Genomic DNA, 12,677 nt, shown 5'->3' on the forward strand with positions numbered 1-12,677 from the left:
TGCGATACTCTGCTCATGGTCGCGACCATGGCGAATTAAGAACGCAAGCCGGCGCTCGGCGCGCGACGTAACCGCTCCAGTCCATCCCATTCGACAGGCTGGGGTGGCCTCGTGCGCGGATCAGCAATGTCGAGCTGCCTGACGGTATAATCGAGCTTGCCAAAGTTACAGAGCGCGCAGCAAATGACGACATTGTCCTCATCAGATCGCCCGCCATGGCTATGGGGCACAACATGATCGTACTGGAGCCAGAAACATGAGAACGCGGCATGTTGCTTCTCGGGCACGCTGCTCACCCACGGCACTGCAGCAGGATAAAGGCTGTGCAAGAGTTTCCTGATGTCTGCATCGATCACGGGAATTCCGCAGTAGCGGCAGCGGTGCCCGTCACGGGCCAACACGTTGCGCTTAGTGGCTGCTTTTGGAGCCCTGATCGGGTCGAGCTGGTCTTTGGGTAGCTTCTTTGTGTCGTTTTCCGGTCTGGGAATGCGGATATTTAGACTTGGCTTCTGCCAATCAACCCACGCCCACTCGTACACCGCCGGCATATTTGCATGGATCAACAAAGTCTCGGCCTCGTCAAAGTGATCTTGGAGATGAGCATCCGCTGCTTGCGAGAGCAGCTCCCATGCCTGAAAAATCTCAGGGATCGGCACTCTGATCGAGTGTCTATCTCGTGTGAGCGTTGTCATTTCCAAACCTGGCGCCTCCCGTTCCGAAAGCCTTTCGCTACGAGCAAATGTGTACCTCGTTCCCATTCGATAACCGCATCAGGTTAAAGAACGCCGAGGCTCCGAGGCGGCATCACGGCTACGACATTGTCCTTTACCATCAACAGAGCCTCTCGTGCCCTTGACCTAGATGCGGAGTGAACTCTGCTGGTCAGGGTGCAAACCGTGTCTATCGTATGCTCATGCCTTGGAGTTACTGCTGTGTCGACTGAACCGTTTCGCCGTATTCTTCTGCCTGAGCCAGTCGCTAAGATCTATGAAGCGGTGCAGGAGCTTTCTGCCCTGTATCCCGGCAGGCCGTTCACCCCTGACGGACATCTCGTCGGTTCGATTGGTGAGGTGATTGCTGCCGAAGCACTCGGGCTCAGCCTTTATCCCCCGTCCCAGCCGCGGCACGACGCCTATGACGAAAATGGCGATGTGCAGATAAAGCTCACTGCGGGGAGGGCGATCTCGATGTACGACACCTGCGATCGGCTCGTGGTGCTGCGGATCGTTTCGCCGCACGAAGCGGAAGTAGTCTACGATGGTCCTGGCGAAATCGCCTGGCTCTCTGCGGGCGCGATAGCGAAGAATGGCCAGCGTCGCATTAGCCTATCCCGTCTCAGAGCCCTGGCCGGGCAAGGCTGGGACGACTGACGCGCCGGAGGGTGGCAGCTTAGCGCTGACCTCAGCTGAAACCAACCGTTCGCCCCGCGAACTACGATCGGCAGCTTCGGGGCAGTTTGATGTAGGGAGGGTTCCGCTCGCTGAGCGCCGGAAAGCAGCAGTCTAATGAGGCAATCAACATCGACATCTGTCGACCAATCCAAGCCGTTCCCCAACCAACGTACGAATGGCCGCTCCTGCTGAAACCCGCCATCCGTTTCCGCCTCGTCACCGATGGTCAATCTCCCCATTCCACTCTTACGAAGGCCTCAATGCTCGCGGCGCGCTCCCGTACGGCTTCCTTATTCCACTTAGTCCCGCTCTGAATTGCACGACCGACATCCATGGTCGCCTGCATGCCACATTCCAGATACCGCGCGGCCTTGTCCTCGGGCGGCTTGTCCTTGAGCGACGAATTCACGTTCGGGGGCAGCATTGTTAGATTGCCGAGCCCGTGAACATAGCTCTTACCCGAACTTTGCGGCATGATGTGTTCAATCGATCGGGCCGGGTCAGTTGCCCAAACCTTCGCCCACTGTGATTCATTGATTTTGACGCCAGCGGCGCGCGCGAGATGCTCCTCGTATCGGAACAAGAGGTATCGCACCTCCTCGTTGTAGCCCCCGTACCACTCGTCCCATGTTTCGGAGTCGATGATGTCGTCAATGTCGAAACCCTCGCCTAGGTCTCTAAGGGCGTCTAAGATATCGTCCGCCGCCATTTTGCTTTTGAGTACGTCGTATCCAAGCCGGACAAATTCTCCGACCTTAGTGCGGCTGTCCTTGCCCGCGAGCGTGAAGATGCGGAAAGTGACCCGTTCCCAGGCTCCAAGCAGCTTTTGTTCTGTCTGATCGTCGAATTCGCGAAGCATAATGGCGATCGCTAGAAACCGGGCCTGCCCAATGCGCGTTACGGCGGCTCTTCGTTGGTCGTTGTGCAGATCGACCACTTTCCCGACGACCAATTTCAGCCATGTGGCCGCTTTGACAATCGTAGCCAGCTTGGTTCCTGCCGCCTTCAACAGAGCCGCTGAAGCGTCCTGTTCGCTCACCACGCGATTGGGCCTGGTTGTTTCCGACCATGTTCCTGCAAACCGCATGGCCTCGTTGCCAAGGCTATCGTCAAGCCCCAGCCGGCGATAGATATCCTTCCAAAGGTTCTGCATCTCATGAAGACCATCAGACCGAGAGCCATTGTCAACATACTCGTAGATGGATGCCATCAGTTGGCTCTTGGTCTTATCGATCCAACGAACGTCGAGCCCGCGGCTATTTAGCACTTCAAAGACCCGGTAGACCGTGCCTTCGTTATCCAGCTCATGATAGATCACCGAGAGCTTGTGTCGAATGGTGGCGACAAGCTCGATCAGCGTTCCGATCGGCTTCCAAGACTCGACGAATGCTTCGCACTCACGCGCTGCGTCGATGACATTCTTGTCCGCCGCCGTGACGATCGCGTCCTTCTTGATCTCGCCAGTTCTAACATAGCTCGCAAAGACATCGCTGCTGTCGTGATTAGTTTGCAGGAGGACGAGATTGTGATCGTCGCCCTTCACCAGAAGGCGCCCCAAATCAGCATGGACCTTTCCCTCTTTTGTGTCATTCGGATCAAGAGCCCTTTCAATCGCCTTGAGCAGGATAACCAGCGTCGTGATGCGCTGCTGGCCATCGACCAACTCTACGACCCCGAATTCGTCTGCGTCGATTGATCTGGTGTCGCGAGCAAGGCCGACCACCGTGGCCATGAAATGGTCGCGCCCAGACCGATGCACTTCTCGGATGTCTTCGAACAAATCTTCGCGTTGACGCTTTTGCCAAGAGTAGGCGCGCTGATATTCCGGGATGCGGAAGAGGCGGCCTTGCATGAGCTTGGCAACGGTAAGGTGCTGGGGGTTGAGTTGCATCGGGTCCTCTGTTGACTTGTTCGATCCCTCGAATACCATGCTCCGGCAGATACACCAGAGATGGTCAGAGTGACGACGACGCGCGCTCGAAAAATACCACAAATGGTTCTTAAAGCGCGATTTTGTGCTCTGCCGCAAATGCTTAAGTCTGTCAGGTGGCGATGTCGAACGGCAGCTTTCCCAGATCACTTCCCGAAAGGCACTGGACCGCTTCCGGCCAGTCATTTCCATTCCGGGCCGTCGTGGGTGTGCGGCTTGTAGGTCCGGTGCTGGTTATAAGGCCGGACCGAGGAAGGCATGGATGGTCCGCAGGCGCAGACCTAGCCTCCGCCATGCTTCTTCAACAGCGACTAGCCCGGCACAGCCTACTGCGAAGGCGCCGCGATGCGGCGAGCTCCTTCTCCGAGGCCGGACGCAAAGATGGTCTTGTGCTGCGGTCGATAGCTGTCCAGAGGCACATGCTTAGTTGCTTAGAGGTGAGCTATGAGCCGCATACAATTCGTGAGCCTTTGCATGTTTTTATCGGCCTGCAACAGCGAAGCAGCAGCTTTAGGAGATGCCGCTAGCAATGCAGCTGTGCCGTCTCTAGGCGAGGAAGTAATCGAAAAGCCCGCGCCTCTTAATGTTACTAGCCCATCACCAATGAGCTTAGCGGCTCAAGCTCTTGAGAATCAACTTAGCTGCAGAACACTTCCCGAAGCCGCGATCGCGATAAGAGCGATGTTAAAGAATAAGATCATCCGCGAGATCGAAGGAGGCGGAGACGGCTCGGTAGTGTTCCAGCCTACAGCATCAATGAGGGTTTTTGACTTACCAGTTGTAAGCGTGACTGGCTGGCAGATGGACGATAATGGCGCGATGAAGCCGTTTTATCGCGGCCCCGGCACTGCGCCTCCTAATTTTATCTCAGTCAGCGTTCGGGCTACCATGGATGAAGCGAAGGCGGCAGTATTGCGAAGGGGCTTTCGCGAGGAAGACTACGTCGAAGATCACACGCCAGGAGCTCCTACGCCATACAGGCGAATATCGGGAGTAAGCTTTGAGGAAGGCGAGGCATTTGAGGATGCACCGGGTGTGGTCACCCTTACGTGTCGTCGCGGGCACCCTGGGGAGCGAAACCCGTAAAGCCGTCTTGGGAATCTACCTCTCTTCGCAGCAGAAAGGCTCTTACGTGCACGGTCCCATGGCCGTCCGATCGGGGGTGATCAGGCTTGGCTCGCCAATCAGTCGATCCCGCCGCTGTCGGTCCACTCGGGCGAACATAGATTGACGGCTTCTGGCAAAACCTGCCGTCGAACACGTCACGCGCCCAAGGGGGGTATCCAAAACATATTCTGTTTGCGCAACAAACCCAGCAAGTGTCGCAGCGTTTGCCAAGGCCGCGACACTCGGTGTCTCGTTGTAATGAAACGGATCAAAGTTGTCAGACCACGCATGAAAACGCCGACGAACCTCAGGCACCTTGCCGAGCCAAGTTGGCCAGTGCTTTGCCTCCCTCGTCCGTTGATCCCCCGTTAGAATGGTAACGCCCATAAGCGCTACTCCCCCCATTTCATTGACAAATTGTGGCAGGTAAACAATAACTTATACGACATCATCCCCGCGAGTTACCGCTGGCCGTTGAGATTTACTCCATAAGTTTTTGGCGGGGCCTAGATATCTGAGCAATTTGTTGTAGGCGGCGCCCCCCTTTAACGACGTTCTAAACCTCAAGCGAAACCATGCTCACCATATGCCTTTGGTCCAAAGCTTATCTGGCTTTGGATCTCCCATGATCTCTGATGCTACGCGAAAGCGAGGCCGAAAGCCGAAGCCAATTGTCGCATTCCCTGAACCAATCGCACCGGGCTGGCTCGATCCGCCAACTTTCCAGGATGCGTTGACCTTGCAGGCACGACGACATGGCGAGACGATCTGTGGCTTGCATCGTGCACTGACCCATCAGGGCGACATCATCGAGCGATCCACGCTTCTGCAGTGGGCAGGTGGCAAGAAGTTTCCGCGCGCCGTAGCCAGCCTGGCGATCCTTCATCAGATTGAGCGGCGGTATCGGCTTCCAGAAGGCTATTTTAAATCGAAGCTCCCGAACCAGTGCCGTGCACCTTCCGGACACCGACGGCTCAAGGGCGTTTCTGATGCTGAGCGGCGGCGGCTAGCTTGGCATTTGCCCGATGACTTCGACAGTCGCCCTGCAGCTGAAAGACGAGATATCCTCGATTGGGTCCGAACTGTCATCATTTCCGGATCAACGGACTATCGCCGCTACCAGGCAATAGCATCAAGGAACCGCTTTGCAGTCCGCTTCCCAAGCTTAACCGGCAGAAAACCGCTGAAACAGACTCGGGATGATGATCGAGATGACGACCGGTTCTTGGACGACGTTGAGCTTGATTTGCTGGATGCCAACATTGATGCGCCTCCGGCCCTTGCCGCTGAGGTCGCTGAGCTCATTCGCTTCAAGACCTCGACGCTGACGGACATCGGGTATCAGCGCAACGGCGTTTGGAACGAGTACACCTCTTCGCAGAAAATCGAGCATCTAGGCCTACTTTTCGGGGCACTTGCCGCATCCCCTCAGAGCAAGGTTCGGGGCTTCGGTGTTCCATCGAAACACTTAACAATGGGCATGCTCATCTTCCCGGCAGTGTGGGATTGGTACATCCAATGGCGTGAGGCCCGGCGTGGATGCTACACCTCCTGGGAAGTCAACATGCTCCAGCTGGGCCTGTCTTTGGCACGCGCGGAAACCGGGTGGCTGCGTCAGAGTCCTGCATTAGGCGATGAGCTCAAGCCAATCCCCGGCCTGGTGTCTGAGGATGAAATCACCGCTTCACGCGCGGATTGGGACGGAGCCTGCGACCAATTTTATCGTTACGGAACAGCCCGGGTCAAAGAGATCCAGCGGCTCGCCAGAGTTCACCGAGACCCGTTTGAGCCGATCATGGTCGTCCTGGAGTCTGATAGTCCGGTTGGCACCTATCGCTTGATCACCGAGGAGATCATGCGGTTGATGCCCGATCCAAAGCGATATCCGCGAACGGCGGCGGAATCAGTGCGCTCTTTTCTGATTTTGCGTTTTGGGCTCCACTTGGGCCTCAGGCAAAAGAACCTACGAGAATTGCTTGTTTGCCCTCGCGGTACGCCGCCGACCTCAGAGCGCAACCTCGCATCCCGCAAGCGCGGAGAACTTCGCTGGAGTGACCGTGACAATGGTTGGGAGGTTTTCATCCCGGCGTCTGCCTTCAAGAACGCGCACTCGTCGTTCTTTGGGAAGATGCCTTTCAGGCTGATCCTGCCTGATCTTCTCGGGCTGTACCTTCAGATTGATGCCTATCTGAATGTGCACCGGGCCGCCCTCCTTGGCGGCGCCGAAGACCCCGGGACGTTCTTCGTCAAGACTGCGAAGTCGACAAGCCTGAATGCGGCTTACGATCAGAATACGTTCTACGAGGCATGGCGTCTCATCATTCAGCGCTATGGGATCTACAATCCCTACACCAATCGCGGTGCCATCAAGGGCCTGCTGCCGCACGGTCCCCATAATGTGAGGGATATTTTGGCGACGCATATCCTGAAACAAACCGGGTCATACGAGCAGGCTAGCTATGCTATTCAGGACACCGCCGACACAGTCGCCAAGCACTACGGAAGGTTCCTTCCTCAAGACAAGGCCGCGCTGGCCGCGCAGATCCTCAATCGCGTTTGGGAGGCAGCCTAACGACCTACTCAGACACAAAAGGAGTGTCCCAAGCCTTTCGCCGTTGGCCTCCCTCAATAACCACTAGGCCAGCGACGTGATTTGCGGGAAAGCCAAATCCCGAGCAAGATTCTCAATCTTCCCGCGCCAAGCCAGCTTTTCGAGCCATGACTTCCGGATGGACGAGGCTCCATACAGAGCTCCCGCTAGCTGACCTGTGATGGCCGCAGTTGTGTCGGCGTCGTCCCCCAGGTTTGCTGCCATGAGCACGGCGTGGTCAAAATTGTCTGTGCTTGCAACGCACCAGAGAGCCGCCTCAAGGCTATGCGCCACAAAACCGCTGCTGGAAATCTGGTGGCGCTGTTTGCCGCGCCAGCTGCCAGCAATGATTGGCGCAATCACAGACCCATACTCGCCATGAGCCTGGGTCAGTGCCCCCTCGAAATCAGCGCCGAGAATGGCTGCACGAAGGATCAATGAGTAAGCGTCGCAGGTATCAAGACAGGCTGGTGCCGCGTGGGTGGTCGCGCTTTGCCGACGTGCAACACGAGCCACGGTCGCGGGATCCTCATGGATTCCCCAGATTGCGACGGGCGCCAGCCTCATGAGCGAACCATTTCCCGCAGAATAGGCGTCAGCTGAGCCCGAAATGGGGTCGCCGGTCGCTTCAAACCGGCTCAGCGCTTGGCTGGTCGTAATCCCGATGTCGAAACAGTCACCTGTCGGGCTGTATGCTCCATTCCTCCACCAATCGACAAAGCGCCGCTGCGCCTCCTCTGGTTCGAAAATCGAGCCCTTGGCTGCGCTCGCAAGTATCGCGTCCGCCAGCGCCAAGGCCATCGATGTATCATCGGTCCACGTGCCCGGCTCCAAACCGAACGGTCCTCCCCCGACCATGTCGGTAATGTGCTCATAGGAATCGCGCGGCCTGAACTCGAGGGTCGTCCCCAAGGCATCGCCCACAGCCAATCCAAGCAAGCATCCACGAGCGCGGTCGTAGATATTCCAGATCGAATGCAGGTGATCTTCTTGAGGCACAGTCTCGATTGCGCCGCGGCGGACTTCGCGCACGCGTGCAATTGCATCTTTCGGCTCGGCTTCTCCCAGCTCAATGAGGAGCCTCGCGGCTACCGTCCCCGCGCGGCCGAGCCCGCCCTTGCAATGAATGAAGACGCTTTGTCCGCTGGCGAGTAAGCCGCGCACATGGGGCCCGGCAGAGCGCCACCCATGCTCGAAATCAGCGCCAGGTGCGGTGACGTCGGGGATTGGCAGGTGAAACCACTGCATCCCTCGAGCTGCCACCTCCGACGCCAGATTTGAAACGCCAAGCGCATCAATCTCATGGTCCTCTATGAGCGAAATCACCGCTACAGCGCCCCACTCAGAGACCGCGTCCAAGTCAACAGCGAGGTCACGCCGCCAGTCAAGTCCACCAACGGACCTACTCTGTTTGCCCGGGCAAAATGATACGCCGATGCGGCCACTGCCAGCTGCCAGCGCCGCAATCTGGATGGGGTCGGTGAAGCTTGTGCGGAAGTTTGAGTTCATTCCGACCTTATATACGTTCTCTACGACAAAATTGGTCGCAACAATGCGCCAGTGCTTGGTGGGTTCATGACGCGACCACGCAGATGCATTTTCAATGACGCTTAGCGGTACTCGATCGCCTTGTGCTCTCTGGCCGTTAGATGCGCCGACAAAGTTTCGATGGCCAGAGCGAGATCACAATCGAAAAGCTCCTTCGAAACGACTGCCGCCCCATTCCGTATCCAGAGCCTTTCATTGCGAAATTCGAAAAGCGAGCGATGCACGGCGATCTCTTTCGCGCCGGCATGTTCTGCCCAAACCGTCATGCAAATCCGCCAGTCCCACGCTCCGCCGTAGCCGTCGAGATTCGCGATGTAGATCCGATTGTCCGGATCGTCGCTTGAGAAGCCGATTTTGATCAAACCCAAATCCGACGACTGGGCAAGGTAAAGGTAGCCTGGCAATTCACTCCGGCGCGCGAATGCGATTGAGGCCGGGAAACACTCAATGCAGTTTCCGTACCGATTGCGCAAAGCATGGCCGTTTTGACACGGCGTGACACCGTAGGCGACGAACTTCCCCTCAGCCTTCATTCTCGGTCGATATTCGGCGCGTTTCAGACCCGGGGCATCAAAAGCTTCTTCGGGTTCGATCCCATGGCGTCTCATGTAGCTCAAATTCGCTTTAGTGAGGCGAGCCATCCGCAGTGATCCCTCGTCAAACCTTCAGCACACCAGGCGAGCCAAGCTCACGCAGGAGCGAACTGGGAGGATCATGAGGGCTTGGCATGTTTAGCCTTAGCCTTGCCCGCATTTTCCGAGGCAACGACGCGGATCTGCAAGTGTCCCGTATCAGTTCGGCGAGATTCGAAACCCCCGGCATTTTCGACCAAGTCGCTCAGCTTGCCTTGGCCATAGGTTCGGGGGTCAAAGTCGGAAGCGAGCGCCGCAAGACGTTGGCCCACGCGGCCGAGAGGTACCCATCCCCCTTCATCATCAAGCTGTGAGATAGCGGTCCGGATGAGAGGAGCCGCGGCTGTGGGCGGTTTCATGACATTGGCTGGACGGGAGTCCTGTCCGCCCGGCTCATCGGGCGTGGGCGCCTCTGGCAGCAGGTTTTCAGTGTAGATGAAGCGGCGACAGGCTTGGCGAAAGCTCTCGGGTGTTTTCTGCTCTCCGAAGCCGTAGACGTCGATGCCCTGCTCTCGGATACGCGAGGCCAGGCCAGTAAAATCACTGTCGGACGAGACAAGGCAAAAGCCATCGAAACGACCGGTATGGAGAAGGTCCATTGCGTCGATAACCAAAGCAATGTCCGAGGCATTCTTGCCACTGGTGTACGCGAAGTTCTGGTGCGCCTTGATCGCATGCGTGGCGAGAACGTCGGCCCAGGATTTCAGTCTTGTGCCTGAGAAATCGCCGTAGATACGTCGGACACTTGCCTCACCGATTTTGGCTATCTCTTCAAAGAGCCGCGGTGCGATCCGGGAGGATGCATTGTCGGCGTCTATCAATACAGCAAGTCGGGGGTTACGAGGTTCAATAGCCATCGTGCATCATTGCCCGAACAACCATTAATCAGGCGATAAAGCTTTGAAGGCGCTGCCTGACGATTGCCTCGTCTTGAGGTAACCTGAGTAGGCGCTTGGCTCTATCATGCGCGAATTCATGCACCTCGAGAACGACTAAGCTATAGCCATATCTGGGCAGCACTTCGGCGCGGCGCTCATCATATCGTTGGCGCTGCTCGCCCCGAGACACGCCGGAAACCGTCGGCTTATCGTCGAAGAACCCGACGCGTTCGCGGTGTTGGCGCTCATGGTATTCCACAACAAGGCCAAGATCCGGGTAAAAGCCATCGACAGGCAATGGTTTTTGGCGACCATGCCGATCCGGATCTCCAGTGAGAAATGGGAAGCAATGCTGCCTGGCAGCCTTCATTCCGAGAACAGCATCGCAGAGATCGAGCACGTAATGCTCGTCGCGGTTTGCAGCCGTAGAAACGCCCTTTACGGCCTTCGAATTCGATCGGCGCCTGACTCGCCCTGCTGCCAGCTGCGCCATGACCCTCTCCATGTCATGGTGCTGATCGCTCCCTCGCACGACCTCCCAACGCCCGTTGTGTGGATGCCAATCGAGATTTGCAGCGCGAAGGGCCGCTCGAAATCGTTTCGGATCTATTCCGCCCGCAACTGCCATATCGACGGCGCTGATCAACTGCCCTGGGATCGACATGCGTGCTTTCCCTTTAAGCCAATCCGCGGACCATTGCTGCTTCGATGCCAGCCCATTCCTGCTCGTGTGATCCAGAATTGTTCGGCATGCCCGCCTTGGTCAAACAGCCTTTTGGATAGGTGTAGCTGTCGATCCGTCGCTCTGGCTCGTCGCGCCAGGCGATGTTGACGGCCCAGAACTTCGGGAAGAAATAGAGGCTCGAATAGGGAAGTTGGTCGTGGATCCACCAGGCCAGCTTTCGCCAATCCCCGTCTGCCTGAAATGTGTCCCAAAATGCCGGAACGACGACGCATGCCGTGGCACCCATCCGGCCTTCGGCATCGCGTCGATCCCAGATATGCCCGGCAAAATTGGCCTCGTTCGACGCGCAGTTGTACCCGCCCTTCCCTGCAGCTTGCATCTCATTGCCCAACCCATTGACTTCGCACGACCGAAAGGCGGATCGAACAGCGATACGGCCAAACCGATCCTGCAACGGTTCAAGCAGTTCTTCGCAGAGCTTACTTCCTGCTGCGATCGCCAGGTCCGGATCATCAGGCACGTTGGTCAGCCCATGAATCGCGGCGATGTCTGAGAACAGAAAATCCCGCATAAAGAATGACTTTGATAGGCGAACACGGCCAAATTCGGTCAGCGCCACAACAGAATCAGGTTTTCTCATGTGCCAAGCCTTTTATCCCAATACGTCAAAAACGGTCGCATCTTGGGCCAATGAACCACTTGATCCCTCATTTTCTCTTGCAAGACATCTAGATGCCCTGCGTCTTTCAGCCGAGACTGACCATCGGAAGGATGGCGAGCAATCAGACCGATCTCACAAGCATCAAGAGTTCCTTGAACTCCTCGTTGTCACTTGCCCCTTTCCAGAAATTTACAAAGCGGCACACGATCTGGATATTTCCCCGGACGTAGTGCCCGCCGCTGTCGATCCTGTCTGGAGACGGCAAAAGATTGCTGTCAGCGTTAGGGCCATGAAAGTGGAAAGGGATACCGGTCAGCGCGCAGCGGTTTCCCTGCAGATCAAGCATTTCGGCGAGAAGAGCTTCGAGCTCTTGCGCTGTATGGCCGGATTCCTTGTTCTTGATCGTGCGTTCGACGGTTTGTCCGTTCGATTTCCTAACCGTGTCCTCGATCGATAAGCGCATGGCGATGACAGACTTTTCTCGTCCGCCGATCACACGGCCTGCGTCTTTGCCTAATGTAGTTTGGCCAATCGCGCCTTCGGCCTCCAACTTCAGCAGGTGGGCATATATCCAACAGAATGAATGGGCATCTATCAGCCTGACATCACGAATGCCGGCCGCTTCCTCAATTAGCGGGACGAGCTGCAACAGTGTCTGATTGAACGTCTGGTAGTTGTCCCAAGTGCACTGCTGCCGCGTCGAGAACTCCAGGTTCAACGCCGCAAAAGCGCGATCAAAGCCCGTTGGCTGGATCGGCATGAAGCGGCTATCGTCCTTCAGGAAGTGAAGATAGGCGATCAGCGGGTATTTGCGCCCAGTGAGTTCCGCGAGCTCTTCGAAAATCACGCCTTCCTCGCGTTCTCCCCGATAGAGTTCGAATAGCAATGTATCCAGCGCTTCCTTCAGGCCACGGCTATTGCGCGCTTCGAGAAGGACGCCATGATCTCGGTTGGCATGCCCAAAGCGGTTTTGCCAGAACACAAGGTTATTAACGAGATTTGCCTTGGCCTCCTGTATCTCGATGCTGTCAATGGCGTGCTCAACAATCGAACCAGACCCGATGTTATCACGAGACCAAGCGTCGGAAGAAAGCCGCTCAAGGGCAGCCTTACGCAAAGTCGGCTTGTAGCCTTCCCACGCGGCGATTTTGCCTACAGCGAAATCGGTGAAAGGGTGCCCCTTGCTCTCAGCAGTTATGAGCATCTGGAACCGGTCAAAGTGTCTCTGAAAGTCGGCTGCGCTAATCATCGTCAT

General features: G+C 56.7%; 11 protein-coding genes. 3 read left to right on the plus strand and 8 right to left on the minus strand.

All coding sequences use genetic code 11. From position 1 onward, the window contains the following. Window positions 1-35: 35 nt before the first annotated feature. Window positions 36-692 carry an HNH endonuclease gene (locus ACSSV3_RS08775; RefSeq protein ID WP_354324271.1) on the minus strand — a complete coding sequence of 219 codons (657 nt, stop codon included), beginning with the start codon at window positions 690-692 and terminating at the stop codon, window positions 36-38. A gap of 240 nt (window positions 693-932) precedes the next feature. Between ACSSV3_RS08775 and ACSSV3_RS08780 the strand changes: the two genes are divergently transcribed. Next, window positions 933-1,370 carry a DUF6998 domain-containing protein gene (locus tag ACSSV3_RS08780; protein ID WP_354324270.1) on the plus strand — a complete coding sequence of 146 codons (438 nt, stop codon included), beginning with the start codon at window positions 933-935 and terminating at the stop codon, window positions 1,368-1,370. Between the two features lie 247 nt (window positions 1,371-1,617). Here ACSSV3_RS08780 and ACSSV3_RS08785 read toward each other — a convergent pair whose 3' ends face one another. Continuing rightward, window positions 1,618-3,282 (minus strand): DUF262 domain-containing protein, encoded by a 1,665-nt coding sequence (locus tag ACSSV3_RS08785; RefSeq protein WP_354324268.1) that lies wholly within the window; start codon window positions 3,280-3,282, stop codon window positions 1,618-1,620. Between the two features lie 483 nt (window positions 3,283-3,765). Between ACSSV3_RS08785 and ACSSV3_RS08790 the strand changes: the two genes are divergently transcribed. Both ACSSV3_RS08790 and ACSSV3_RS08795 read left to right on the plus strand, forming a co-directional pair. Next, window positions 3,766-4,407 carry a hypothetical protein gene (locus ACSSV3_RS08790; RefSeq protein WP_354324266.1) on the plus strand — a complete coding sequence of 214 codons (642 nt, stop codon included), beginning with the start codon at window positions 3,766-3,768 and terminating at the stop codon, window positions 4,405-4,407. A gap of 646 nt (window positions 4,408-5,053) precedes the next feature. Next, window positions 5,054-7,000, plus strand: a complete 1,947-nt coding sequence (locus ACSSV3_RS08795; protein WP_354324264.1) for a hypothetical protein — start codon at window positions 5,054-5,056, stop codon at window positions 6,998-7,000. Between the two features lie 63 nt (window positions 7,001-7,063). Here ACSSV3_RS08795 and ACSSV3_RS08800 read toward each other — a convergent pair whose 3' ends face one another. The 6 genes from ACSSV3_RS08800 to ACSSV3_RS08825 form a co-directional block, all read right to left on the minus strand. Beyond that, complete coding sequence (locus tag ACSSV3_RS08800) at window positions 7,064-8,527, minus strand: ADP-ribosylglycohydrolase family protein (RefSeq protein ID WP_354324262.1); 1,464 nt, start codon at window positions 8,525-8,527, stop codon at window positions 7,064-7,066. Window positions 8,528-8,628: 101 nt separating this feature from the next. Next, complete coding sequence (locus ACSSV3_RS08805) at window positions 8,629-9,207, minus strand: GIY-YIG nuclease family protein (RefSeq protein ID WP_354324261.1); 579 nt, start codon at window positions 9,205-9,207, stop codon at window positions 8,629-8,631. A 71-nt stretch (window positions 9,208-9,278) separates the two neighbouring features. Beyond that, window positions 9,279-10,055, minus strand: coding sequence for an NYN domain-containing protein (locus ACSSV3_RS08810; protein ID WP_354324260.1), 777 nt, complete (start codon window positions 10,053-10,055; stop codon window positions 9,279-9,281). Between the two features lie 28 nt (window positions 10,056-10,083). Further along, on the minus strand, window positions 10,084-10,740 hold the full coding sequence (locus tag ACSSV3_RS08815; protein ID WP_354324259.1) for a hypothetical protein: 657 nt from the start codon (window positions 10,738-10,740) through the stop codon (window positions 10,084-10,086). A gap of 13 nt (window positions 10,741-10,753) precedes the next feature. Beyond that, entirely contained in the window at window positions 10,754-11,401 is a 648-nt protein-coding gene (locus ACSSV3_RS08820) for a hypothetical protein (protein ID WP_354324258.1), read from the minus strand. A gap of 142 nt (window positions 11,402-11,543) precedes the next feature. Then, the gene (locus ACSSV3_RS08825; protein WP_354324257.1) at window positions 11,544-12,677 is read right to left on the minus strand and encodes a hypothetical protein; all 1,134 of its coding nucleotides are present in this window, start codon (window positions 12,675-12,677) and stop codon (window positions 11,544-11,546) included.

It is taken from the genome of Porphyrobacter sp. MBR-49 (genome assembly GCF_053628655.1).